The 25,940-nt window shown below is 41.2% G+C and carries 23 protein-coding genes; 16 read left to right on the top strand and 7 right to left on the bottom strand.

Annotated elements, in window-relative coordinates:
• Nucleotides 1-52: 52 nt before the first annotated feature.
• The 5 genes from ACWIB3_RS02625 (at nucleotide 53) to ACWIB3_RS02605 (ending at nucleotide 6,985) form a co-directional block, all read left to right on the top strand.
• The gene (locus ACWIB3_RS02625) at nucleotides 53-1,285 is read left to right on the top strand and encodes a dicarboxylate/amino acid:cation symporter (RefSeq protein WP_313260254.1); all 1,233 of its coding nucleotides are present in this window, start codon (nucleotides 53-55) and stop codon (nucleotides 1,283-1,285) included.
• A 284-nt stretch (nucleotides 1,286-1,569) separates the two neighbouring features.
• Nucleotides 1,570-1,989 (top strand): cytochrome c maturation protein CcmE domain-containing protein, encoded by a 420-nt coding sequence (locus tag ACWIB3_RS02620; protein WP_185210929.1) that lies wholly within the window; start codon nucleotides 1,570-1,572, stop codon nucleotides 1,987-1,989.
• Between the two features lie 22 nt (nucleotides 1,990-2,011).
• Complete coding sequence (gene ccsA / locus ACWIB3_RS02615) at nucleotides 2,012-4,480, top strand: cytochrome c biogenesis protein CcsA (protein ID WP_313260256.1); 2,469 nt, start codon at nucleotides 2,012-2,014, stop codon at nucleotides 4,478-4,480.
• A complete protein-coding gene (locus tag ACWIB3_RS02610; protein ID WP_454290790.1) occupies nucleotides 4,480-5,259 on the top strand; it encodes a Rossmann-like and DUF2520 domain-containing protein in 780 nt (259 codons plus the stop codon). The genes ccsA and ACWIB3_RS02610 overlap by 1 nt, the downstream gene beginning before the upstream one ends.
• Before the next feature lie 172 nt (nucleotides 5,260-5,431).
• Nucleotides 5,432-6,985, top strand: coding sequence for an FMN-binding glutamate synthase family protein (locus ACWIB3_RS02605; protein WP_185210935.1), 1,554 nt, complete (start codon nucleotides 5,432-5,434; stop codon nucleotides 6,983-6,985).
• Nucleotides 6,986-6,992: 7 nt separating this feature from the next.
• Here ACWIB3_RS02605 and ACWIB3_RS02600 read toward each other — a convergent pair whose 3' ends face one another.
• Entirely contained in the window at nucleotides 6,993-7,436 is a 444-nt protein-coding gene (locus ACWIB3_RS02600) for a MarR family winged helix-turn-helix transcriptional regulator (RefSeq protein WP_185210937.1), read from the bottom strand.
• 89 nt (nucleotides 7,437-7,525) lie between these two features.
• Here ACWIB3_RS02600 and ACWIB3_RS02595 point away from each other — a divergent pair, with 89 nt between their 5' ends.
• Nucleotides 7,526-7,993 carry a hypothetical protein gene (locus tag ACWIB3_RS02595; RefSeq protein ID WP_185216027.1) on the top strand — a complete coding sequence of 156 codons (468 nt, stop codon included), beginning with the start codon at nucleotides 7,526-7,528 and terminating at the stop codon, nucleotides 7,991-7,993.
• A gap of 74 nt (nucleotides 7,994-8,067) precedes the next feature.
• On the opposite strand, the gene ACWIB3_RS02590 is transcribed toward ACWIB3_RS02595, so the two are convergent.
• Together ACWIB3_RS02590 and ACWIB3_RS02585 are read right to left on the bottom strand one after the other, a co-directional pair.
• On the bottom strand, nucleotides 8,068-8,844 hold the full coding sequence (locus tag ACWIB3_RS02590) for an amidohydrolase (RefSeq protein ID WP_185210940.1): 777 nt from the start codon (nucleotides 8,842-8,844) through the stop codon (nucleotides 8,068-8,070).
• 70 nt (nucleotides 8,845-8,914) lie between these two features.
• On the bottom strand, nucleotides 8,915-9,892 hold the full coding sequence (locus tag ACWIB3_RS02585; RefSeq protein ID WP_185216026.1) for a polyprenyl synthetase family protein: 978 nt from the start codon (nucleotides 9,890-9,892) through the stop codon (nucleotides 8,915-8,917).
• A gap of 113 nt (nucleotides 9,893-10,005) precedes the next feature.
• Here ACWIB3_RS02585 and ACWIB3_RS02580 point away from each other — a divergent pair, with 113 nt between their 5' ends.
• Nucleotides 10,006-11,169: a glycosyltransferase family 4 protein gene (locus ACWIB3_RS02580; protein ID WP_454290789.1), complete on the top strand. Its 1,164-nt coding sequence runs from the start codon at nucleotides 10,006-10,008 to the stop codon at nucleotides 11,167-11,169.
• Nucleotides 11,170-11,172: 3 nt separating this feature from the next.
• Nucleotides 11,173-11,502 (top strand): iron-sulfur cluster assembly protein, encoded by a 330-nt coding sequence (locus tag ACWIB3_RS02575; RefSeq protein WP_185210951.1) that lies wholly within the window; start codon nucleotides 11,173-11,175, stop codon nucleotides 11,500-11,502.
• Nucleotides 11,503-11,506: 4 nt separating this feature from the next.
• On the opposite strand, the gene uvrC is transcribed toward ACWIB3_RS02575, so the two are convergent.
• Both uvrC and ACWIB3_RS02565 read right to left on the bottom strand, forming a co-directional pair.
• Entirely contained in the window at nucleotides 11,507-13,309 is a 1,803-nt protein-coding gene (gene uvrC / locus ACWIB3_RS02570; protein WP_185216024.1) for an excinuclease ABC subunit UvrC, read from the bottom strand.
• A gap of 67 nt (nucleotides 13,310-13,376) precedes the next feature.
• Nucleotides 13,377-15,638, bottom strand: a complete 2,262-nt coding sequence (locus ACWIB3_RS02565; RefSeq protein ID WP_313190403.1) for a penicillin-binding protein 1A — start codon at nucleotides 15,636-15,638, stop codon at nucleotides 13,377-13,379.
• Between the two features lie 224 nt (nucleotides 15,639-15,862).
• Here ACWIB3_RS02565 and ACWIB3_RS02560 point away from each other — a divergent pair, with 224 nt between their 5' ends.
• Entirely contained in the window at nucleotides 15,863-17,080 is a 1,218-nt protein-coding gene (locus ACWIB3_RS02560) for a TCR/Tet family MFS transporter (RefSeq protein WP_254526356.1), read from the top strand.
• Here the strand turns inward: ACWIB3_RS02560 and ispF are convergent.
• Complete coding sequence (ispF, locus tag ACWIB3_RS02555; RefSeq protein WP_454290788.1) at nucleotides 17,074-17,559, bottom strand: 2-C-methyl-D-erythritol 2,4-cyclodiphosphate synthase; 486 nt, start codon at nucleotides 17,557-17,559, stop codon at nucleotides 17,074-17,076. The genes ACWIB3_RS02560 and ispF overlap by 7 nt on opposite strands.
• 134 nt (nucleotides 17,560-17,693) lie before the next feature.
• Nucleotides 17,694-18,515 (bottom strand): glycogen/starch synthase, encoded by an 822-nt coding sequence (locus tag ACWIB3_RS02550; RefSeq protein ID WP_093098612.1) that lies wholly within the window; start codon nucleotides 18,513-18,515, stop codon nucleotides 17,694-17,696.
• A 145-nt stretch (nucleotides 18,516-18,660) separates the two neighbouring features.
• On the opposite strand from ACWIB3_RS02550, the gene panC reads away from it, so the two are divergent.
• From panC to ACWIB3_RS02515, 7 genes are all read left to right on the top strand, one after another.
• A complete protein-coding gene (gene panC, locus ACWIB3_RS02545; protein ID WP_454290787.1) occupies nucleotides 18,661-19,509 on the top strand; it encodes a pantoate--beta-alanine ligase in 849 nt (282 codons plus the stop codon).
• A gap of 44 nt (nucleotides 19,510-19,553) precedes the next feature.
• Nucleotides 19,554-19,901 (top strand): aspartate 1-decarboxylase, encoded by a 348-nt coding sequence (panD, locus tag ACWIB3_RS02540; protein ID WP_094255370.1) that lies wholly within the window; start codon nucleotides 19,554-19,556, stop codon nucleotides 19,899-19,901.
• Nucleotides 19,902-19,953: 52 nt separating this feature from the next.
• Nucleotides 19,954-20,316 carry a hypothetical protein gene (locus tag ACWIB3_RS02535; protein WP_185216020.1) on the top strand — a complete coding sequence of 121 codons (363 nt, stop codon included), beginning with the start codon at nucleotides 19,954-19,956 and terminating at the stop codon, nucleotides 20,314-20,316.
• 172 nt (nucleotides 20,317-20,488) lie between these two features.
• Nucleotides 20,489-22,828, top strand: a complete 2,340-nt coding sequence (locus ACWIB3_RS02530) for a TonB-dependent receptor (RefSeq protein WP_454290786.1) — start codon at nucleotides 20,489-20,491, stop codon at nucleotides 22,826-22,828.
• Complete coding sequence (locus ACWIB3_RS02525) at nucleotides 22,828-23,301, top strand: thioredoxin family protein (RefSeq protein ID WP_185210965.1); 474 nt, start codon at nucleotides 22,828-22,830, stop codon at nucleotides 23,299-23,301. Before ACWIB3_RS02530 ends, ACWIB3_RS02525 begins: the two co-directional genes overlap by 1 nt.
• Before the next feature lie 76 nt (nucleotides 23,302-23,377).
• Nucleotides 23,378-23,947 (top strand): FKBP-type peptidyl-prolyl cis-trans isomerase, encoded by a 570-nt coding sequence (locus ACWIB3_RS02520; protein ID WP_185216018.1) that lies wholly within the window; start codon nucleotides 23,378-23,380, stop codon nucleotides 23,945-23,947.
• Between the two features lie 306 nt (nucleotides 23,948-24,253).
• Nucleotides 24,254-25,900 carry an NAD+ synthase gene (locus tag ACWIB3_RS02515; RefSeq protein WP_454290785.1) on the top strand — a complete coding sequence of 549 codons (1,647 nt, stop codon included), beginning with the start codon at nucleotides 24,254-24,256 and terminating at the stop codon, nucleotides 25,898-25,900.
• Nucleotides 25,901-25,940: the final 40 nt, after the last annotated feature.

The raw sequence follows: 25,940 nt of genomic DNA, 5'->3' as shown, positions 1-25,940 counted from the left end.
TTTGGCAAATCTAAAATAAAAACAACTATTTTAGCTTGAGCAAATTACTTAAATGAAAGAAATCCTAAAAAATTACGGAAGTATCATCTTACTTCTAATAGGTATTACTATTGGTAGTCTAATCGGAATATTCTTCCCTCAGGCAGTTGATATCCTTAAACCCATAGGTGATATTTTCTTAAACTTACTCTTTGTTTCCGTAATCCCACTCCTATTCTTTGCCATCTCATCTTCCATTGCCAATATTGAGGACAGTAACAAACTTGGAAAGACCATTGGGGTTATGACAGCGGTATTTATCGGAACGATTATCATCGCAGCCATAGCGACCATCGCAGGTCTTTGGGCATTTCCTGTCACTGCCATTTCTGATGGTTCGGCAGTCAATGAAGCCCTTTCCACCAATGCCGATGAAACATGGGGCGACCGAATTGTACGTTTTTTGAGTGTTGATGAGTTTGCCAACCTGCTTTCCCGAAAAAACATTTTGGCCTTTGTCATCTTTGCCCTTTTGGTCGGGACGGCAACCCGCAAATCTGGTGAGATGGGAAAACAGTTCACTGCCTTTCTGAATGCCGGAAACAAGGTCATGGAAAACCTTTTGATCTTGGTCATGAAAGCTGGACCTGTTGGTTTAGGCGCATATTTCGCCTATCAGGTAAAGACTTTAGGCCCTGAGCTCTTTGGATTCTATGCCAAGCCATTAGGGTTCTACTATGGATTTGGAGTCGTATTTTTTATCGTATTTTTCAGCCTTTATGCCTTTGTTGCAAAAGGTACATCGGGCGTAAAGTCTTATTGGAAACATAATATTTCACCATCATTAACAGCCATCAGTACCTGTAGTAGCTTGGCAACTTTGCCTGCAAACTTGATTGCTTCCAACAGGATTGGGATTCCAAAAGAAATATCTAGTATCGTGGTACCTTTGGGAAACACCCTTTACAAAAACGGATCCGCCATTTCATCTATCCTAAAGATCTATGTTGCTTTCTCCATCTTAGGATGGAATTTCTTTGAGCCAACCACTTTGATTACCGCAGTAGGCATCACCGTCTTGGTATCTATGGTTGCTGGTGGGATTCCCAATGGAGGATTTATCGGAGAAATGCTAATGATCTCCATCTATGGAATACCAAATGAAGCAGTACCATCTATTTTGATCATCGGCGCTTTGGTGGACCCATTAGCTACCGTCCTGAATGCAACAGGTGACACCGTCGCCGCGATGTTAGTCACCAGATTCTCAGGAGAAAAATTTAACCCAGAACAAGCTGAAGCTTAATAAATAAGGATAAAAGAATATAAGAAAGCTCATTCAAAAACATTAATTTGACTGAGCTTTCTTATTTGAATCACTTTTATTACAAAAGCCTGAAATTAGATTTTACTGGAAATCAAGAATCTAATACTCCCAACACATCCGCAAGTACTTACATTTAAGATACTTACAAAAAATAATGTAACTTAAATAGAAACATTCTAAATAACCCAATTTCATTGCTAAATTCATTCCTTGCACTACTATTTCGTAATTTTGCAGTTGGTTAATATTATATTCATATAGAGATGAAGAAAAGTTCGATCATTTTAATTGTAATTATAGCTATAGCTATTGCGATGATACTTGTGATCTATACCGATTCTAGTACATATTCAACATTTACTGAGGCGAGGGAAAAGAAGACAGAGATCTATGTAGTAGGTGTTTTGAATAAACAAAAAGATCTGCATTATGATCCTGTGAAGGATGCAAACCATTTCTCTTTTTACATGTTTGACAATGACAGTACAGAGTGTCAGGTAGTATTCAATGGTTCTAAACCTCAGGATATCGAGCGATCTGAACAAATTGTTTTGACCGGTAAAATGGAAGGTAATGTTTTCCATGCCAGCAAGATTTTGATGAAATGTCCTTCGAAATACAATCAGGATCAAATGGAGGTGATTGAAACATCATCTACCCCAGCAACAGCATCAGTCAATTAACAATTCAATACCTCAATATTCTATGGACGTAAATTACGTTGGAGAAAATCTACTTCCAGGTCAAATTGGACAGTTTTTCGTAGTCCTTTCTTTTGGAGCAGCATTATTATCCTTCATTTCCTATTTCTTTGCAACCAAATACCCTGAAGAAAAATCTTGGAAACAATTAGGGCGTATTGGCTTTTGGCTAAATGCCCTGTCAATCGTTGTCATTGGTGCCACCCTTTTTTATATCATTTACAATCACCTTTTCGTATATCACTATGCCTACGCGCATTCGTCGATGACCCTGCCTACCCATTATATCATTTCATCATTCTGGGAAGGACAAGAGGGAAGTTTCTGGTTATGGATGTTCTGGCAAGTGGTCATGGGATCAATCCTAGTATTCAAGGCGAAAAGCTGGGAAAGCCCGGTAATGACCTTCGTTATGCTATGTCAACTTTTCTTGGCGTCCATGCTTTTAGGTGTAGAGGTCTTCGGTTCCCGCATTGGTAGTTCACCATTTATTTTGCTTAGGGATGCCATGAACTGGCCTATCTTAAAGGATCCGAATTACCTAAGCATGATCAAGGATGGCCGTGGATTAAACCCATTGTTACAGAACTATTGGATGGTTATCCACCCTCCTACCTTATTCTTAGGCTTTGCATCTATGATCGTTCCTTTTGCTTACGCAGCTGCTGGACTTTGGCAAAAACGCTATAAAGAATGGATCAATCCAGGATTGCCTTGGGCATTATTCGCAGTAATGATCCTGGGCGCAGGTATCATCATGGGATCTTTCTGGGCATATGAAGCACTGAACTTTGGTGGCTTCTGGGCTTGGGACCCTGTTGAAAACGTATCGATCATTCCTTGGTTGACCTTGATTGCTGCCGTTCACGTCATGGTAGCTTATAAAAATACCGGACATGCTTACTTCACTGCCGTATTCTTGGCAATGATCAGCTTTGTCCTTGTAATCTATGCTTCGTATCTGACACGTAGCGGCATCTTGGGCGAAACATCGGTACACTCCTTCACCAGTTTAGGGATGTCCGGGCAGCTTATCATCTTCAACCTGATTTTCCTGATCATTATGATCGTGTTATTGGTTGCAAGAAGAAAAGAAATGCCAAGCACCAAGAAAGAAGAAGAAATATATTCACGCGAATTTTGGTTATTCATTGGTGCATTGGTCCTAACCGTTGCCTGTGTTCAGATGATCGCAACGACCTCCATTCCCGTATTCAATGCTTTGTTTGGAACAAAGGTAGCCCCTCCGGTAGACCCAATTCCTCACTATAACAAATGGCAAGGTGCATTTGCAGTTGTCGTTATGCTATTAACTGCATTTACACAATTCCTAAAATACAAACGTACCGATAGCAAGAAGTTCTGGGCAGCTACTTTGGCATCCTTTATCTTCGCTTTGGTCATTTCAGCAGCTATCGTTTACTTCACAAACATTTACACCAACATCATGTTCATCCTGATCACCTTTACTTCGGTGTTCGCAATCTTGGTGAACTTAAGGGTATTGGGTGATTCGTTCAAAGGTAAATGGCGACTGGCAGGATCAGCTGTATCCCATATTGGTTTTGGTCTTTTGCTGATTGGAGCTTTGATCGCTGCAGCTACCAACGAAGTGGTTTCTGTAAACAGCAGTAACTATATCGCCGTAGCAGGATTTGACCAAGTTGAAAAACCAGGAGACAACCTTTTCTTAACAGAAGGTGAACCTGTAGATATGGGAAAATACAAGATCACTTACATCGGTGACTCTGTTGCCAAACCGAACGTTTTTTACAAAATCAAATACGATGAAATAGACGAAGAGACTGGAAACATCAAAAACTCCTTTGTCTTAAAGCCTTTTGCGCAGAACAACCCGCAAATGGGTGGATTGATCGGAACTCCAGGAACTAAACATTTCCTTACCCATGACATCTATACGGTTATCACCGCAGCAGCTTCTGATTCCCAGAAACCAGCTGAACAGGATGCTCAGGAAGGAAGCGCTGGTTTTGAAGAGTATGAAGAACCTGCAACCTATGAGGTCAATGTTGGTGATACCCTTCGTTATAGAAATGGATTCTATGTAATCCAAGGTATCAACAAGGATGCTAAATTGGAAAACATGCCAAAAGCTGATGATGACATTTTGGTTGGATTAAAGATCAAGGTCATTGCTTCAGATGGCAAAGAATTCCCAGTAGAACCAATCTTTTTGATCAAAGGTGGCAATACCTTCGATTTCTATAAAGATGTCCCAGAACAAGGCCTAAGATTCAGATTTACGAAGATTATGCCGGAGAAGAACAAACTGGAATTAATGGCTTACCAAAAACCTCTTCCTGAAAAGAAATGGGTGGTATTCAAAGCCATCAAATTCCCTTATATCAACTTCTTCTGGTGTGGTACTATCGTCATGACCATTGGTTTTGGGATGGCCATTTATCGTAGGTTAAAAGACAATAAAATTAAAGAAGCTAAACAAGCAGCATAATGAATATCGTCCTCATCGGCAGTGGAAATATTGCGACCCACCTAGGGAAAGCATTCACTGATGCTGGACATCATGTTGCTCAAGTATATTCTAGAACATTAGCCAATGCCAATGCATTGGCTAATGTTTTATCCGCTCAAGCCATCGATAACTTAGCTCAACTGGATCCAAAGGCCGACCTCTATCTTTTGGCCGTTTCTGATTCAGCAATCGCTGAGCTTGCTCAAAACCTTCCGAATGATCTGGAAGGCATCATTGCCCATTGCTCTGGTGCCACTGATGTTGAAGTCCTCAAGGACTTTAAAAACCACGGAGTGATCTACCCTGTTCAAAGTTTTTCTAAGCACAAGGAATTAGCCCTGAACCATACCCCCATCGGCATTGAAGGAAACAATGAAAAATCCGATCAAGTACTCTTGCAACTAGCCAGAGAGATTTCAGATAATACATTCGCTTGCAATTCACAACAGAGACTTGCCCTGCATGTCTCCGCTGTTTTTGCCAATAACTTCAGCAACGCTCTTTTCCAGCTTTCCTTTGATCTGCTCAAAGAGCATAATTTACCCTTCGATCTCATCCGCCCGATCATCCAGGCAACGGCAGAAAAAGTGCAAAATCACGAACCTAGACAGGTTCAGACAGGACCTGCAGCAAGAAATGACAAAACAACCATGGTTACGCATTTCAACTTTCTTAGCCCCCATCCTGATTGGCAACTTATTTACCAAAAAATATCGGACCTTATTATTAAAACAAGAGAGAATAATTCAGAAAATTAACAATTCAATAAATCTTTAAACTTCTTACTAATTTTTTCATAATACCCTCTGAACTTGCTAATTTTGCATGCAAATAACCGGTTATAGGGTTCTCGTTCCGTTTATGGCACATTTATGGCGGAACCTAGACTGTGGTAATAAATTATAATAAGTTTAGCATAATAATTTCATCATGCAGGTAAGAAAACTCATCCTAGGGATCATTATTTTAGTAAACCTAATAATTATCTCTTTTGGTGTCATCTTTACTCCAAAATGGTTTTGGTTGTTACTGATTCCATTCCCGCTCTTAATCATCGCCCTATATCACAGTTTCCAAACGAAACATGCGATCTTAAGAAACTATCCCGTGGTTGGATACTTCCGTTATTTCTTGGAGTCCATCCGCCCAGAATTAAGACAGTACTTCTGGGAGTCTGATACAGATGGTAGACCTTTCAACAGACGTCAGCGTTCAATCGTTTATCAACGTGCGAAAAACCAACGTGAAACGGTTGCCTTCGGTATGCAAAGCGACCCGCAGGCTGTAGGAAACGAATGGGCTGCCCACAGTATCTTCCCTGTTCATATCGAGGATCATAATTTGCGTACTACAGTAGGTAATGCTGCCTGTAAGCAACCTTATAGCTTAAGTGTGTTCAACATCTCCGCAATGAGTTACGGTGCATTGAGCCGCACTGCGATTACTGCGTTAAATAAAGGTGCTGCTTTGCAAAACTTTGCCCACAATACCGGTGAAGGTGGTATTTCACAATACCATATCAATGGTGGTGACCTGATTTGGCAAGTGGGTACCGGTTACTTCGGCTGTAGGGATGAAAATGGTTACTTTGAACCAAACCTGTTCCGTGAAAAATCGACACGCCCTTATGTGAAAATGATCGAATTGAAACTATCTCAAGGTGCTAAGCCTGGTCATGGAGGTATCCTTCCGGCTGCAAAAAACACCCCTGAGGTTGCTGCAATCCGTCACGTTGTTCCGGGTACCGATGTTATGTCTCCTCCGGCACACAGTTCATTCAAAACTCCAGTAGAGATGATGAACTTCGTCCAAAAGCTGCGTGAACTTTCTGATTACAAACCTGTAGGGTTCAAACTTTGTATCGGTGATAAACAAGAGTTCATCGAAATCTGCCAGGCGATGCAAGAAACCCAGATCATGCCTGACTTCATCTCTATCGATGGATCAGAAGGTGGTACCGGTGCTGCTCCTTTGGAATTCACGGACAACTTGGGTATGCCGCTTTACGATGCCTTGGCTTTCGTAACTACGACCTTGATCAACTTCGGATTAAAGAAACATATCAAGATCATCGTTTCAAGTAGAATCGTTACGGGGTTTGATATCCTGAAAGTGATCGCTTTAGGTGCAGATGCATGCTATAGCGCACGTGGAATGATGTTCGCATTAGGCTGTATCCAAGCCCTGAAATGTAATGAAGACGTATGTCCGGTAGGTGTTGCAACTCAACAGCCACACCTTTACAAAGGATTGGACGTAGAAGATAAATATGTGCGTGTAGCACAGTTCCACCGTAACACATTACGTGCTACCGTAGAAATCATGGAAGCCTGTGGTTTCAATAGCCTCGATGAGGTCAATGCCGACAAATTCTTCCGCAAGGTCGATAGTCAGAATACCCTAAGCTTCCAAGATATATACTTTAAGAATACAGGTAAATTGGTAAACAACCGCAGCGACTTCGCTCCGGAAGTATTTGATTAAGCCAATCTTACTTCAAGTTATTAAAAACTATCTCTAAAAGCTGTTGGGCCTGTTTCATAGAGTTTCTATCAACACCCGCCATAGCTTCAGAGATAGTTTTTTCTGCTTGTTGCATACACTTATCCTTGATTTTATGGCCCTGTGCCGTTAGATAGATCTGGTTTGCCCGTTTGTCCCCAGAACTGCTCACCCGCACCAATAACTTCTGTTTTTCTAGATTGGAAATCAAACGCGATACACTGGGCTTGTCGCGAAAGGTCAGCTTGGCAATCTCCTGTTGGCTCAATCCCTCCGATTCCCATAGGAAATAAAGGACGCTCCATTGCTCCGCTGTAATATGAAGTCCACTATCCTTAAAGTTCCTTTGCAACCGTCTGCCGATTGCTGTCGAAACTCTCCCCGTTAAGAATGAATAGAATTCATTGGCATAATAAGTCTCATTTGTGATCATATCAGGTTAATTTGGTAATAAAGTTGTTGATGCAATTAAATGATTAATTGCTGTAAATGCAAATTATTTATCTATGTTAAATAATTTCAATGAAAAATTTAGCTATTTTTATAGATATGGATAATCCTATTTTAATCATTCTTATCGTTATCGGAAGTGTAATCTACAAGATTTACCAAGGCTACCAAGAAGAGCAAGAAAAAGCTAAAAAAAGATTGGAAGAGCTCAAAAAGAAGCTTCCAAACCAAAATCCATTTCAACAAACTAAACCAGCCCCTGCCCCCGTACAGACCACTAAACCGGCCCCAAAACCTGTCGTGTTCCAAAAACCCAAACAGGTAGAAACCTATAGCGAGATTCCATCTTACGATGAAGTGGAAATAGCAAGGCAAAGAAAAATAGAACAGAAAAGATTGGCTGCTGAAAAAAGACTCAAAGAAGAGAAATTGAAATCCGAAAGAAAACCAATGGAAGTCATAGACTTAGAGCCTCAGCACTTTAACCTACGTCAAGCCATCATCCAACAAGCAGTCTTAGAAAGACCGTATAAGGATTGATAAACCCTCTTGATCCACTGAATCAGAAATAAATTGAATTTCAAATTGGCCTAACTCTTATCCGTTCCTAAGAACTATAAGAATTTAAATTGGTCTTGGTCCTTCAGGAAAGGAAATTGCTCTCTACTTTCCTCCAGATCTTTAGGGTTCAGGGTAAAGGTATACAGGTCTTCATCCTCTGGCTTATAGTAAACTACATCCCCATTCGGCGAGATACACATCGATCCACCTGAATAATATACTTCTTTCCCATCATGGCCTACTCGGTTCACACCGATTACAAATGCCTGATTTTCAATTGCACGTGCCGGTATCAAGGCTCGCCAATGCGATGATCGCTTGTCTGGCCAACTCGCCGTATAGACCATCAGATCATATGCCCCATTCTGATTCCTCGACCAAGTCGGAAACCGAAGGTCATAACAGATCATCGGACAGATCCTCCAACCTTTCAACTGGAAGATAATACGCGATTGTCCCGCAGTGAAGACTTTATCCTCGCCTGCCATTGAAAATAAATGCCTCTTATCATAATGTACAAAGCTGCCATCTGGCGACATCCACACAAATCGATTGAAATACTTACTGTCTTCCTCAATGATTAAGGTACCTGCAACTACACATTCAAACTTCTTCGCTGTCTCATACAACCAATGCATGGTCTTGCCATTCATGGTCTCTGCACATTTTTCCACATTCGTGGTAAAGCCTGTATTGAACATCTCTGGCAATATAATCAGATCCGTTTTCTCACGCAATGAAGACAACCTTAAACCTAAATTCTGAAGGTTCTTATCTACATTCTCCCAAAAAAGGTATGCTTGAAATATGGTGATTTTTAGTGGCTCCATTAATGTCCTTAGCTCTATTAATTCGTTTTCTGTTTTCACCAAATTATAAAAATCTTGGCAATTTTCATAATTAGCGTGTACGGTGCATCAAAGTATCTGCTAAATTCTTCAATTCCACCTTCTGCGATTCAGGAACGGCAATTTCTTCCAATTTATTGTAAGCCAGATCCATAAATCGCAACTTAATTTCCTCAGCATGCCTGTCGATATTAAATCTCGCATATAGATTTTTCATTCGGCTTACTTTCTCTGTATCTTTTATATCCTCCGAATTGATCAGTTCCACAAACTCAGCCCTAGCGGAATCATCAATCAAATGCTCTGTCTTTATCCGTAAATACGTCTTCTTGTTGCATAGGATATCACCGCCTACCTGCTTTCCAAAAGTCTTTGGATCTCCGTAAACATCTAGGTAATCATCTTGAAGCTGAAAGGCTATCCCTAGGTTCACTCCAAAATCATAGATCAATTGTTGCTGTTGCTTATCAGCATGCGCCAATATCGCTCCCATTTGCAGTGCTCCACCAAGTAAAACCGATGTTTTCAAACGGATCATATTCAGATAATCATCCTCGGAAACATCTGCCATTTTCTCGAAATCCATATCCAACTGCTGCCCTTCGCATACTTCCAAAGCGATCTTACTGAACACATGCAATAAGCTTGGGATACGGTCAGCAGGACTTTTTCCCAATTCTTGGTAGGCTTTCACCAATAAGGCATCTCCAGATAGGATCGCAACATTATCGTTCCATTTCTGATGAACCGTCTCCTTGCCCCTTCTCAAAGGTGCCCGATCCATAATATCATCATGTATCAACGAGAAATTATGGAAATATTCAATGGCGATACTTGCAGGAAGGACCTCCTCCAAATTTTCCTTACCAAACAACTTTGCTCCCATCAGGACCAACATCGGTCGGATGCGCTTGCCAGCCAAGGAAAGGATATAAGCTATTGGATCATATAAGTCGGCAGGTTGTTTTGGAAACTCAGCATTTTGAATATATCCAGCAATCAACTTGCCATAGGGATGCTGTTCGAACATAATCTTGTAAAATTAGGACGAAGATAACAATTTGAGACGGAATAGCTGAAGCCTTAGGATTTGATTTTAGCCTTTTAACATGTAAATTGCAGGGAACTTTTAAGGATCTACTCATGCGCATACTCATCATTCACAATCAATACCAACATATAGGCGGCGAGGATTTTGTCATGGGTCAAGAAATGGAAGCTTTAAGAAAGAACCATGAAGTAGATCTTTATACCGTACGCAATGTCAAAGGGGCAAAAGGATACCTACAATACCTGCTTTACCCCATAAATTGGCCCGAGGTAAAAAAAATCAAGGAACGCATCGAAACCTTCAAACCGGATATTGTTCATATCCACAATATGCATTATGCTTTAGGTCCTCTGTTTATCCTTCATATCAAAAAAATGAAAATTCCGATGGTCATGACCCTGCATAATTTCAGGTTGATCTGCCCTTCGGCAACCTTGTTTTATGATGGAAACATTTACTTAAAGTCCATCAATGCAGACTTCCCATGGGATGCCGTTAAGAAGAAAGTATTGGAAAACTCCCTTATCAAAACCTTCTGGACAGCTTTCACCTATTGGATCCATAGAAAAAGAGGCGCCTTTAAGGCAATAGACCGCTACATCGTACTCTCTGAATTTTCCAAATCCATCTTTGCAAAGTCCAAGTTCAATGTTCCAATGGATAAATTCACCGTCAGACCAAACTTCGTAAAAGTGGCAAACGTGAACAAGGAGTACCCATCTGATTATTTTATCTATGTTGGTCGATTATCGGAAGAAAAGGGCATAATTCCTTTATTACACGCTTGGAAAGCAACCGATCATCAGATTAAGATCTATGGAACTGGGCCTTTACAGAAAGAGGTGGAATTGATCTGTAGCCATAGCTCAAACATGCAGTACATGGGTTTCCAGGACAAACAGACCTTGAGCAATCAAATCGCATCTGCCTCCGCTGTCATCGTACCATCGGTATGCTACGAATCCATGCCCTTAGCCGTTCTGGAAGCTTATGCGCTCGGTACCCCAGTCATTGCCAGTAGTATTGGCATTTTAAATGAAATGGTTGTACCTTTGTATACCGGGTTATTGTTTGACCCCCACAACCATATCAATATGGTTCAGACATTGGCAGAATGGATAGCACTCCCCAAAGAGAAGATCCTGGAAATCAAAGCAAACTGCCAAAAAGAATATTTAGATAAATACAGCCAACCCATTGTAATGGATGAACTTGAAAGAATCTATGCAGAGGTTCTGGCTGATTCAAAAAATTAAGATATGAATATAATCATCATGGATAGGTTGGGCCTTGCTCCTCAAATTCAAGAAGCCCTTGCTACAATTTACGACCCCGAATTAAAACCCGCTAACATATTGGACCTAGGATTGATCTATGAAATCATTACCAAGGAAAATAAAAAAGCGAAAATCGTCATGACATTGACTGCTCCTGCATGTCCTGTGGCCGGACAGATCATGGATGAGGTGCAACAAAAAGTTGCTGCAATCGAGGGTATCGAAGAGGCTGTCGTTGAACTTACCTTCGATCCGCCTTGGACGAAAGACATGATGTCTGAAGAAGCTAAACTGGAATTAGGATTTATGTAAAAATCTAGCTCTTTTCAGCAAAATACGTTTTAAGTGCTTGCATCTGTTTTAGATTAAGCACTTTTTTTAATTCTTCTTCTGAAGCTTCCCGAACCTTCTTCACCGATTTAAAAGTCTTCAATAGCTTCTCGACCGTCACCTTACCAATACCTGGAATATTGTCCAGCTCCGAAACAAAGGTTTTCCGACTCCGCTGGTTTCTGTGGAAGGTGATACCGAATCGATGCGCTTCATCCCGCAGGTGCTGAATGATCTTTAAGGTTTCCGATTTTTTATCTAGATATAATGGATACTGATCTCCCGGATAATAGAGTTCTTCCAATCGTTTGGCAATACCGATTACAGTGACCTGCTTTTCTATCCCCAACAACTTCAAACTCTTCAAAGCAGCCCCTAATTGCCCTTTACCACCATCAATGATGATCAGTTGAGGCAACGTCTGGTCTTCATCCAATAGCCTTCTATACCGCCTAAAAACAGCCTCCTCCATCGTCGCAAAATCATTCGGTCCTTCAACTGTCTTTACATTGAAATGCCTATAGTCTTTTTTCGAAGGTTTGGAATCCTTGAAAACCACGACCGCTGAAACAGGATAGTTTCCCTGTATATTCGAGTTATCAAAACATTCTATATGTTTTGGCAATTGCGGCAAGCGAAGGTCCTTTTGCATTTGCTTCAAGATCCTGTCCGTCTTCACCTCGGGGTTGAGCTTCTCATATTGCAATAGGCGCTCCTTCTTAAAGTAGGCCACGTTCTTTTGCGAAAGCTCCAATAATTTCTTTTTATCACCTAGCTTAGGCACATGGAACTTGATATCCTCATTGCCTTCAATATCCAATTCAAAAGGAACGATGATCTCCCTGGAATGGCTTCTGAATCGCGATCTCAACTGCGGAATGGCAATGGCCAGTAATTCCTCATTGGTTTCATCCAACCGTTTTTTCAATTCGACGGTCTGGGTCTGGATCACGACGCCGTTTACTACCTTCAGGAAGTTTACAAAGGCATAATTATCTTCAGATGCTATACTGAATACGTCAACATTCGTAATGGAAGAACTAACTACGGTGGACTTACTTTGATAGTTGGATAGCTTATCCAACTTGACCTTCAGTTTATGCGCCCCCTCAAAATCCATTTGCTGAACGGCTTCGTTCATCTGTTCCTTGATCCGATTGGTCACTACCGCGATCTTACCATTCAGGATATCCTTGATGTCAGAAAGGTTCTCATCATAGCTAGCCTCCGATTGATACCCTTCACAAGGACCTAAACAGTTGCCTAACTGATATTCCAAACAGACCTTAAACTTCCCTTTCGAAATATTCTCCTGGGTCAGGCTCAGGTTACAGGTTCGCAATGGGAATAACTCCCTGATCATGTCCAGGATGATATGCATCATCCCTACAGAAGCATAGGGGCCGTAATATTTGGAACCGTCCTTGATGTACTTACGGGTCCAGAATATTCTCGGAAAGGGTTCGTTCTTGATGACGATCCAAGGATAGGTCTTGTCATCCTTGAGCATGACGTTATATCGAGGCTGATGCTTTTTGATCAGGTTATTTTCCAATAACCAGGCATCAATTTCGGTATCGACAATGGTAAAGGCAATCCGTCTGATCTTCCGGACCAATACCCTAGTTTTGCTGTTGAGTTGGTTTTCGTTGACAAAATAAGAGCCAACCCTATTCCGCAGGTTCTTCGCCTTCCCTACATAGATCAGCGTATCATCCTTATCAAAATACTGATAAACCCCAGGTTTATGGGGAATCTTGGTCAATTCTTTCTTATAGTCAAATTCCATCGTAGCAAAAAAAACAGACCTTTATTTCTGAAGAATAAAGGTCTGGTCTAATTTATTAAAGAAACGGTTAAAATCCTAACCTATCGTCTTCCAATATTTGTGAATCGCTCTTCGAAGGATCATTTCCATAGAATTGCGAGAAGTTGGAACAGTTCATCTCGAACCTCGTGATTCCTCCAGGCGGCTGAGGAAAATCCTCCTGCGTATAATTCAGGTCCTTATCCTTGTACACCTTATTCATATACAGACCAAACACTGGCATCGCTGCAGCGGCACCTTGTCCATATTGCATACTACTAAAGCTGATTCCGCGATCCTCCGCACCCGTCCAAACCCCAGTAACCAGTTCCGGTGTAATACCGATAAACCAGGCATCAGAGTTATCGTTGGTTGTACCTGTTTTTCCTCCAATTGGATTTTTCAATCCACCAAAGTTAGGGTCCCATCTCAATCGGGAACCAGTACCCCCGTCCACAACACCTTTCAGCATATCTACCATCGCATAAGCTGTCTCACTGTTCAAGGCTTTCAATACTTTAGGTGCCTTTTCATAGATAGGAGAACCGTTTTTATCTTCAATTCTCAAGATCATCGTCGGCTCTACCCAAGTTCCTTGGTTTACAAATGCAGAATACGCTCCAACCATATCAAATAATGATGCATCATAGGATCCCAATGCTATGGATAGGTTGCTCGGAATATTCGAGTTCACACCCATACGTTTGGTCAGGTCTGCAACATTGGCTGCCCCAACTTCACTGATCAGATAAGCTGATGCAAAGTTTTGGGAATATTTGATCGCATTTTTCAAGGTAATAGGATCACCACCCTGGGTTGTTCCTCTTGGAGTCCAATCGCCATAGGTACGCATATGGTTCGGAACCGAAACACATGGTCCATATCCATTATCGATGGCGTATGCATAGACAAATGGTTTCGCAGTCGAACCTACCTGACGGGTACCTAATTTTACTTGGTCATATTTGAAATGCTCAAAATCAACACCACCAACCCATGCACGGATATATCCCGTTTGAGGTTCCATGGATATCATCGCATTACGCAAGAACAACTTGGTGTACTTGATGGAGTCCATCGGAGACATTACCGTATCCACAGCACCCTTCCAGGTAAACAGGTTCATCGGAACTTTCTTCTCAAAATCTTTCTTGATCTGATCCTCCGATAGCCCCTCCGCTTTCAAGACTCTATAACGGTCTGAACGTTTCATTCCCGTTACCAATAGATTGGCATTCTTTCCAGTAAAGGCATTCCTTCTTCTCCATTGCTTGTCAAATTCATTCTGCAAACGACGCATCCACTCTTTTTGAGCTTCTTCTGCATATTGTTGCATCTTGTAGTTGATTGGCGTATATACTTTTAATCCATCACGATCTAGGTCGTATGGGGTTCCATCAGGTTTGGTAATCGCCAAACGCTGGAATTCTTTCTTGATCTCTTCTTTTAATACCGCACGGAAATAAGGCGCCAATCCTTCACCATAATTCGATATCGTCAATTTCAAGCCCAAAGGCTGCGCTTTATACTTATCGAATTCTTCATTGGTGATATAGTTCTGGTCCCTCATGTTCTGAAGCACCAAATTTCTTCTCGCAATCGCTCTTTCTGGGTAACGAACCGGAGAATAATAACCAGGTCCCTTCAACATTCCGACCAATAGCGCTGATTGATCCGGTGTTAATTTGTCCGGGGTGGAATTAAAGAAAGTCCTTGCTGCTGATTTTATCCCAAAAGTATTGTACGCTCCGAAATCAACCGTGTTGAAATACATCATCACAATCTCTTCCTTGGTATAGTTTCTTTCCAAACGAACGGAGGTAATCCATTCCTGGAATTTCTGCATGATCCGTTTTAAGGAGTTCTTTTCCCTTTTCTCAGCGAAAAGATTCAGGGCCAACTGCTGTGTAATGGTACTACCACCTTGCTTGTTCCCAGCCAAGGTCAACAGTACAGTTGACATGGTACGTGAATAGTCGATTCCAGAGTGTTCATAAAAACGCTTGTCCTCTGTCGAGATCAAGGCTTGAACCAAGGATGGAGCCAATTCGGTATATTTTACGTTTGAACGGTTGTGAACGAAATAGGTTCCTAAGACCCTATTGTCATCGGTCAAAATTTCTGAAGCTAAATTACTTTTTGGATTTTCAAGATCCTTGAAGGTAGGCAACTTACCAAAAATACCAATTCTAACACTCAGGAGGAATAAACACGCAAAAGCCACCAAACCCAACAATACCTTCCAAAAGACCCCTGTATATCGTTTTACATCCTCTTCTGTAAGTTTACTACTTTTTGATTCTCTCTTCATTTGATAAATTAATGAAACAACGAACTTATCCTTACTACTTTAAGTCCATTTCCCTATAAACAGTAAGTGTGCCAAATCTCATTTGGCAACAACAAAAATACCATATTTTTCCCGATGTAAATAAATCTTGACCCTTATAGTTCCAAAAAATGTGGTCTAAGCTCCAAATTTCTTTCCTGATTCCATTTTCAGGGGCAAAAAAAACAGTATATTTAGAGTAGCATATGCCGAAAATAAAATCTCAAGCCGGGTTACTTTTTATATTTATTACTGTAGTTTTAGACTCCATTGGTTTAGGAATTATTATCCCTGTAATGCCTGCCCTGATCAAGGAACTGATCCACGGCAACCTCAGCCAAGCTTCTGCTTATGGGGGCTGGTTGACTTTCTGCTATGCTTTTACCCAGTTCTTCTTCGCAGCCATCCTTGGGAATTTAAGTGACCATTATGGGCGAAGACCTGTCCTGCTCTGCTCCCTTTTTGGATTTACCATCAACTACCTCCTGATAGGCTTTGCACCCAGTATTTTCTGGCTCTTCGTCGGAAGATTGGTCGCTGGAATCACCGGAGCAAGCCATACCGTGGCAGCAGCCTATATTGCCGATGTCTCAACCAAGGAAAATAAAGCTCAGAATTTTGGCCTGCTCGGTGCCGCCTTTGGTCTTGGATTTATAATCGGACCAGTAATCGGTGGAGTTTTAGGGCATTATGGCCCTCGATACCCATTCTTTGCCGCTGCAGGGCTTACCTTTCTCAATTTCCTATATGGTTATTTTGTGGTTCCCGAATCATTGCCTAAAGAACACCGCAGGAATTTCCGCTGGATCAATGCTAATCCGGTAGGAAGCTTCCGCCATATCAGAAAATACCCCGTGATCATGCCCTTGGTCATCTGTATTTTCTTGATCAATATTGCCGCACATGCCGTGCAGAGTACATGGTCCTACTTTACCATGGAAAAGTTCCACTGGGATGAACGGATGGTGGGCTATTCCTTAGGGATCATTGGCGTCCTACTTACCATTGTGCAAGCTGGACTGATCCGAGTCATCATCCCTAAGATTGGCATACCAAAGAGTATAATTTTTGGGCTATTGCTGAATTGTATTTCCTTACTTGGTTTTGGATTGGCGGGAGGAACCTTAGCCCTATTTGTCTCCAGTATTTTTTATGTATTTGCCGGAATCGCTGGACCTGCCATGCAGAGTTCCATCTCCAATCATACCCCAGCCAACGAACAAGGACAGATTCAAGGCGGTTTGGCCAGTATTATCAGTCTGACGGCCATCATCGGACCTTTACTCATGACAACCTTATTCTCCTATTTCACCAAAAAAAATGGCCCGATATATCTACCGAGCGCACCATTTTATCTTGGAAGTCTTTTAGCTTTGACGGCAACTGTTATTGCCATCAATTACTTTAGACGATTTAATCAATAATTTGTTTTCTCCAACAAACAGACTGCATATGCTACCACACCTTCTTCCCTACCTATAAAGCCCATCTGCTCATTTGTCGTCGCTTTAATGGAAACATCTTCAACAGAAATTCCGGCAGCCTCCGCAATATTCGCTTTCATCTGCGGAATATAAGGTTTGATCTTTGGTGCCTCTAAACAAAGCATCCCATCAATATTTCCCAACTCAAAGCCCTTATCCTTGATCAACTTGATACAATGTCTCAACAGGTCCAAACTATTGGCTCCCTTCCAGCGATCATCCGTATTCGGAAAATGGTATCCGATATCTTCCAGATTCGCAGCACCCAAAATCGCATCGCAGATCGCATGCGCCAAAACATCCGCATCCGAATGCCCAAAAGCCCCCGTATGATGATCTAAGGTAACACCGCCAACAACAAATGGATGTCCCGCCTTCATCTGATGGACATCAAAGCCAAATCCTACTTTAATTTTCATGTAACGAAGATAAGGAATATTATTGAACCATGATATGGCTCGGCTTCGCTCGCCATATCATGGTTCAAAATCAAAAACCAAAAAAGGGCAGAGAATTGATCTCTGCCCTTTTTTGGTCTCTTTTTATCCTCAGCTTAGGCTGAAACTTCTTCGTTTACGAACTCATCATATAGTTCAGAAAAGGCTTCATAGTCCTCATCTGACGATGGTTCGAAGGTACGGATGTTATTTTCTTGGATGTAAGAAAGAATTTCCGGATTGATGTCTGCGTCGGCTTTCACGACAACGTCTGTAAAGGATAGAGCACCTTTATAGATATCAACATAACTGCCAGACCCATAATCCTTCAATTTGCTCGCATCAATGTCTGACTGCGCAGCCATCTCAGCATACTTGCTTCCTAAAGAATCGTTTCCGAATTCTTCATTGTACAAGGAGAAGAACACTTTGGAATCTTTGAATGTAGGATCATCCTGATAAACTGTTTTCAAGTAAGCAGGTACCATCGCGGTAAACCATCCATGACAGTGAACCACATCTGGCGACCATCCTAGTTTCTTAACGGTTTCCAAAGCGCCTTTACAGAAGAATAATGAACGCTCATTATTGTCTGCAAAGCCCTTACCATGCTCATCACGAAAAACTTTTTTCCGCTGAAAGTACTCTTCATTGTCCAAGAAGTACACCTGCATCCTTGCCGCTGGCAATGATGCTACCTTAATAATTAGCGGATTATCATTATTGTCCACCACTATGTTCATTCCCGACAACCTTATCACTTCATGAAGACGATTTCTGCGCTCATTAATATTACCAAAACGCGGCATCAGAATTCGGATTTCGAACCCTTTTTCTTGCATAGCATGTGGTAACTGGCGTGTTATTTCAGAAATTTTACTTAGTTCAAGGAAAGGCGACATTTCATGGGTTATAAACAAGATTTTCGTTTTTGCCATCTCCAACTGTTTTTTATATTATTGAATAGTAAAATCGGTCTACAAAGATACAATTAATTTATCAATTTTACAATTGATTAAAAATCATCATTTTATAATTTAAACTTTATTCCCCATTTTTGCACCTTATTTCTAATTTTTGACCGTGAAAATTTTTCGCACTAAACAGGAACTCCAACATGAACTTGCTGGAATCCGCCAACAAAATCAAGTCATCACCCTGGTACCAACCATGGGTGCGCTGCATGAAGGTCACCTCTCCTTGATCAACTATGCCAAACCCCTTACCGACATCACGGTATGTAGCATTTTTGTCAATCCAACTCAATTTAATGACCCTAAGGACCTGGAGAAATACCCACGCCCTATTGAAAATGATATCGCCCTATTGGAGGCGGTAGGCTGTGATATCCTCTTTATGCCGACCGTTGAGGAGATGTACCCTGAAAACGACCCAGAATGGCATATCGACCTAGGAAACCTAGATCAAATCTGGGAAGGTGAACACCGCCCTGGGCACTTCCAAGGTGTTACACAGATCGTTTTTAAGCTATTTGATCTGGTAAAACCGAACCAAGCTTGCTTCGGCCAAAAAGACTTCCAACAGGTCATGGTCATCCAACGCATGATTGACATCAAAAACCTGGACATCAAACTCCTGATCTGCCCTATTATCAGAAGTGAGGCAGGTTTGGCATTGAGTTCTAGAAATGCACGCCTTTCTGAAGAAGGTAAAGAAAATGCCCTAACTATAATTACTGCCCTTCGCTTTATCCAGGACAACCTGGAGCAGAAGTCCATTGCTGAACTATTGGATGGAGCAAAAACAATTATTGCCTCCAACCCTGCTGTGGAATTGGAATACCTAAGTATATGTGAAACCAGCACCTTGGCCCCTGTCGACAATATCGAATCAGGCAAAGACTACGTTGCACTGATCGCTGCATGGGTAGAAAAGGTACGTTTGATCGACAACATATTACTTTCCCGTTAGAATAATTTTTAAGCTGTTTTATATTAAAAGAGTAACTTTGCATCATGATGATAGAAGTAATGAAATCAAAAATTCATAGAGCTCGCGTTACGCAAGCTGAATTGAATTATGTGGGAAGCATAACCATTGATCAAGACCTAATGGATGCTGCGGATATTATTGCCAATGAAAAAGTACAGATTGTCAACAATAATAATGGCGCAAGGCTTGAAACCTACGTCATTCCAGGTGAACGCGGTACTGGAACAATCTGCTTGAACGGAGCTGCTGCCCGCCTGGTACAGGTTGGCGATATCGTAATCATTATTTCTTACGCCTTAATGGAACGTGAGGAAGCAAGAAACCACAAACCATTGCTTGTGTTCCCAGATGAACACAATAAAATCGTTTAAACACTGATCTTAGCAATTTAATTGCTAATTTTAGCAGATATTTGACCAGTGTATGCATAGACTAACCTCATACCGCCAATTCGTTGCCCATTTCCTTCTTGTATGGATGTGTGGCATCATCGTCTCTGGCGTGGTCTTCATGCACAAAGAGGTCACCTCAACCGGGGAGATCGTCACGCACATCCACCCCTATAACCTTGGCGAAAAGAATCACCACCATCACCATTCCGATGCTGAAATCCGATTCTTGGATATTGTCTACCAAGGTTCTTACTTACATTGGTCCCCATTTGTATTTGAAGCACCGATCTTACCTGAATTCAATGTCTATAAATTCGGATTCAAGACCTTTAATATTGTTTTCCAAATCCACGATATCCGTGCTGGACGTGGCCCCCCTTCAATTTTAGCTTAATCAATATTTTTCTTTTTGAACCTATTGGCTCCAATCCTATATGCTATGGGATTATACTGCTCAATCAGGTTCGCAATTCATTAATTTACGTAGTGGCGCGAATGATGCCCTACCCTATTTGGATACCTGTTCTTTCAGGGATTCAAGTGTAATTGAACAGTTAAAATTATATATGAAATTATTTCTACTCAGGAATTTCCTGATCATTATATGCCTTGGCCTAGGCAATCAGGCAGTCTATGCCCAAATTTCAGGTCGCGTAATCAATGACAAACAACAAGCTGTCCCAAATGCAACCATTCTATTGGATGGCACCAAAGTGGGAACTTCAACCGATAGCCTAGGATATTTCGAACTGGATACCAAAGGCCAAAACAGCAAAAGCCTTTCCGTAAGGGCGGTAGGCTACCAAAATGCTAAAAAACAGTTCAGTGCAAACGAATCAGGATTGAACATCGTCCTGCATGAAGACAACTTAAACCTGAACGAAGTGGTGGTCAGTGCTTCCCGTTACGGTATGGAAAGAAAAAAGGCGCCGGTAATCGTGAATGTATTGAGTCCTAAACTATTTACCGCAACACAGTCTGTGGCCATGTCTGAAACCTTGAACTACCAACCTGGGGTTCGGGTGGAAAACAATTGCCAAAACTGTGGCTTTACCCAAGTGCGATTAAATGGAATGGAAGGGGCATATTCACAGATCTTGATCAACTCGCGCTCTGTTTTCTCAGCCTTAAACAGTGTGTATGGCTTGGACCAGATTCCAACATCCATGATAGACCGCATCGAGGTGGTACGTTCAGGTGGTTCTGCCCTATTTGGTGCAAATGCCATTGCCGGAACGATCAATATCATTACCAAAGACCCTGTTGAAAACGATTGGCAGATTAAATCGACCAACTCCATCATCGATGGACAAGCTTGGGACAACACCATTGATTTCAACACCTCCTATGTAGACAATGATCTTAAAGCAGGTGCTACTTTCTACGGAATGCACCGTAACCGTCAAGCCTATGACGCAAATGGCGACGGTTTTTCGGAAATGACCAAATTGAAGAACATCACTTTTGGTACAAAAGCCTTCTATAAGCCTTCTGAATTCAATAAGATTACTTTAGACTTAAGTGCCTTGAATGAATTCCGAAGAGGTGGTGACAATCTGGACAAAGCTCCACACTTTACCGATGTAACTGAACAGTTAAGGACTAACACCTTCATCGGAGGTTTGACCTATGATCAGTATTCTAAAGATTACAAACATAAACTGTCCATCTATGGCTCCGGCCAGATCACCGATAGAGAAAGCTTCTATGGTGGTCTAGGAGGTGGCAGAACTGCTCAAGACAGCGTATTGGCTTCCAATGCATACGGTGATACCGATGATTTTGCCATGGTTGTAGGAGCGCAATATACCTATACCTTCGAACGCGATGTCATAACAGCTGGGGTGGAATACAACAACAATAGAACTAAGGACAATATCCCTGGATACGACCGACTGATCGATCAAAAGACCCATGGAGTGGGTTCTTATGCGCAGTACGAGTGGAATATCCTCGAGAACCTTAAAACCTTGATTGGTGCCCGTTATGATTACACTTATGTGGATGGAAACTATAAATTGGCCGGATACAATAGAAATTCTGCCCAAAACTTTGGCACATTCAGCCCTAGGTTTACCTTACTATATGACATTACAGATTACCTGCAATTCAGGGGTGGATATGCCCGAGGATTCCGTGCTCCACAAGCTTTCAACGAGGATATGCACGTCACTTCCATCGGAGGGCAACAAGTGTTCGTATTGATCGGCGAAAACCTAAAGACCGAATATTCCAATGCCTATACAGGTTCATTTAACATTACCAAAAACTTTGGTTCTGTACAGACCAGTTTACTATTGGAAGGTTTCTATACCGATCTCCAAAATCCATTCACCAATATCATGACCTCCCAAGATGAAAACTTGATCATCCAGGAAATGCGCAATGGATCTGGAGCAAAGGTATATGGTTCCAACGTGGAATTGAATATTGCTCCATCTTCAAAATATAGTTTCCAGATGGGCGGAACGGTTCAACGCTCTGAATATACCGATGAGCAGCTCTTGTATGAAGGTAAAACTCCTGCAGAGAATATAAGCAGCAAAAAGTTTGTTCGTACACCAAACGTTTACGGTTACTTTAATGCCAACTGGAAACCATTGGAACCATTTAACGTTGACATTACTGGTGTTTACACCGGTAGTATGATCGTGCCGCATGTCTTGGAAGGCGAAGAGATGATCTTGAAAAACTCTCCAAATTTTGTGGAAGCAAACTTCCGTTTAGGTTACACTTTCTCCCTGAAGAAAGACTTCAGCATTGAAGTGTTCGGTGGAATGCAAAACGTCTTCAATGCTTTCCAAAAAGATTTTGACAAAGGCGCTTTGCGTGACTCCAATTATATCTATGGACCATCAAGACCAAGGACAGTTACCTTCGGTATCAAGGTAGGACATTTTCACTAATGAAGTTGTTACAATTCATATCCATAGCCATCCTATTGACGGCAGGTTCGCTCCAAGCTCAAGAGCGGAACGAACCTGCCGTCAACTGGCTTTCCTTTGAGCAATTGAGTGATTCTTTGACGGTTAGGCCCAAACCCGTATTGATTTTCTTTCATACTGATTGGTGTTCCTATTGCAAAAAGATGCTAGGAGAGACCTTTAAAGACCCACAAGTGATCGAAAAGCTCAATTCAGGATATTATGCCGTAGAGTTTGACGCAGAATCCGTAGATACCGTGAGATTCGACGGAGAGGTCTACGCGAGCGAATTAAAATCCAAAAGGACTGGAAAATATCACCCCTTGGCAAGTATTTTAATGGGCAGCAAAAACAGGGCTGTTTTCCCTACTACCATTATCTTAGACACCGATTTTTCCATGAAATTCAAAAAATTTAATTACTTAAGTATTAAGCAACTATTAAATATTTTATAAATTTATACCCGCAACTGTAGCGTATTAAAAAATTCATGCGTTATCAGAAGCATTATTAATGATACTAAAAACAAATATGAAAAACTTAAAATTATTCTTAGTTGCTCTTTTGGCTGTGGTAAGTGTTTCTTCTTGTATGAAGACGGAAACTAATGATTTTGATTATGAAGCAAATCAAAGAAGAATCGATTCAACTTTGAAAAAACAGGCTCCACTTATTGAAGCTTATGCAAGAGAGCATTTCGGTGATAACATAGATTCAGCTTATGGTATTTGGTACGAAGTATTGCCTACAACAGTTGATAGTGCTGCATTCGAATATGTTTCTGCAGGAAATGGTTGGGTACCAGTAATTGCAAACGTAAAATATAAAGGTGAATTAATGGATGGAAAAGTTTTTGAAGAAAAAACAACCGCTACTCAAATGACCATCAACAGATTAATCACTTCTTGGATGGTGATGTTCTACCCTAAAGCTTCATCAGGTTATTCTGGTGTTTTACCTCATGGATTATTAAAAGGAAATAAAGTGAGATTTATCGCTCCTTCTCCTTTGTGTTATGATAACCAAGCACAAGAAAATATCCCTGCGGATTCACCACTGATCTTTACTATTGAAGTAACGGATATCAGAAACGCAAACTAAGCGCAAAAAATCAAATAATATTTACAAAAAGGCAATCGAAAGGTTGCCTTTTTCTGTTGGATCTCCACCTAAAAACCTAGATAGAAATTTGGGTTTCATTCGAGACTCATTCGAGACACATTCGGGAAATCCTTTCAAAGTTTTCAATTCATTTTGCAAAAATTCCGAATGTGTCTCGAATAAGGTCAAAAGAAAAGAGTGACTTCTAAATTCGTCCTGAAATTTTCTGGTATTTGTTATTTTATGGCGTAAAGGCTTTAGGCGATAACTAAATTAAATTACTATTTTTACAATAAAAGTCAACACATGAAGATTGCTTTATCACAGCTCAACTACCATATAGGAAATTTCGAAAAGAACAATCAAAAAATTATCGACAGCATCCTGAAAGCAAAGAATGAAGGCGCTGAACTGATCGTATTTGCAGAATTGGCTAATGGAGGCTATCCTGCTAAGGACCTTTTGCGAAACACTGCCTTTTTACAGCAATGCTATCATAGCATAGAGAACATTGCTGAACACTGTCAGGACATCGCCTGTATCATTGGCGCTCCAGTTCCGAATCAAGACGGAGAAGGAAAATCCCTTTACAATGCCGCTGTTTTGATCGAACAAGGACAAGTTAAGCAAATTACCAAAAAGAGCTTGCTCCCAGATTACGATGTTTTTGATGAGTACCGCTATTTTGAACCTAATGCACAGGTAAGCTGCATCAAATTCAAAGAGAAAACCATTGCGTTGACTATCTGTGAAGATCTATGGGATGATGATGGACCGAATTCTTATGTTGGCGACATCATGTTGGAGTTGTCCAAAGAGAACCCCGACCTGATCATCAATATTGCTGCCTCACCGTTTTCATATACCCATTTTGAAAGCCGAAAAAATGTATTGAAACGCAATGTGATTAAAGCAAGCGCTCCTTTAATCTATGTGAATCAAATCGGTGCCCAGACGGATATCATTTTTGATGGTCGTTCCTTGGCATTGAACAAAAAAGCTGAGGTAATTTTGGAATTAAAGGCTTTTGAGGAAGACCTACAGTTTGTGGAATTGATCAACAATGAACTGAAATCGACTGTGGAGTATAATCCACGCAAAACCTCGGAAATATCTTTGATCCATGATGCCTTGATCTTGGGACTAAGAGATTATTTTCAAAAATCAGGGTTTAAGTCTGCGATACTTGGGCTTTCAGGAGGTCTGGATTCGGCATTGGTTGCTGCATTAGCCTGCGAAGCCTTAGGTCCTGAAAATGTTCTTTCGATCCTGATGCCTTCGGTTTATTCTACGGACCACTCGCTAAAAGATGCCTTGGACCTGGTGGAGAATACCGGATGCCAACATCAGATTATTCCGATTAAAGATATTGCAGCTGCCTTTGAGTCTACTCTTGAAGAAACCTTTACTGGCCGTGAGAAAGACACCACCGAAGAAAACATTCAGGCGAGAACCCGTGGCACCTTGCTGATGGCGATTTCCAATAAATTTGGAAACATCCTTTTGAACACCTCCAACAAAAGTGAAGCTGCTGTTGGGTATGGCACCTTATATGGCGACATGGCTGGTTCAATCAGTGTCATTGGCGATGTTTATAAAACACAGGCATACGAGCTGGCAAAATACATAAACCGTGAACGGGAAATTATCCCTATCAATACAATCGTTAAACCGCCATCGGCAGAGTTAAGACCTGATCAAAAGGATTCGGATTCCCTACCTGATTATGATCTTTTGGATGCTGTCCTTTTCCAATTGATCGAAATGGAAAAATCCAAGGAAGATGTGATCAATTTAGGCTTCGAGGAAAGCTTGGTAAACAGGATCTATAAACTGCTTTGCAATGCAGAATTCAAAAGATTCCAAGCCCCTCCTATTCTGCGCGTTAGCCCTAAAGCATTTGGCCCAGGCAGGTCCATGCCATTGGTTGCAAAATATTCGTTTGGGGGTTAAACTTTTTAAGGTAAAACACGTCTAATAAAATAAATTGAGA

It is taken from the genome of Sphingobacterium sp. NPDC055431 (assembly GCF_053644255.1).
The sequence above is the reverse complement of the archived record's forward strand: the minus strand, read 5'-3'. Positions and strand labels throughout refer to the sequence as shown.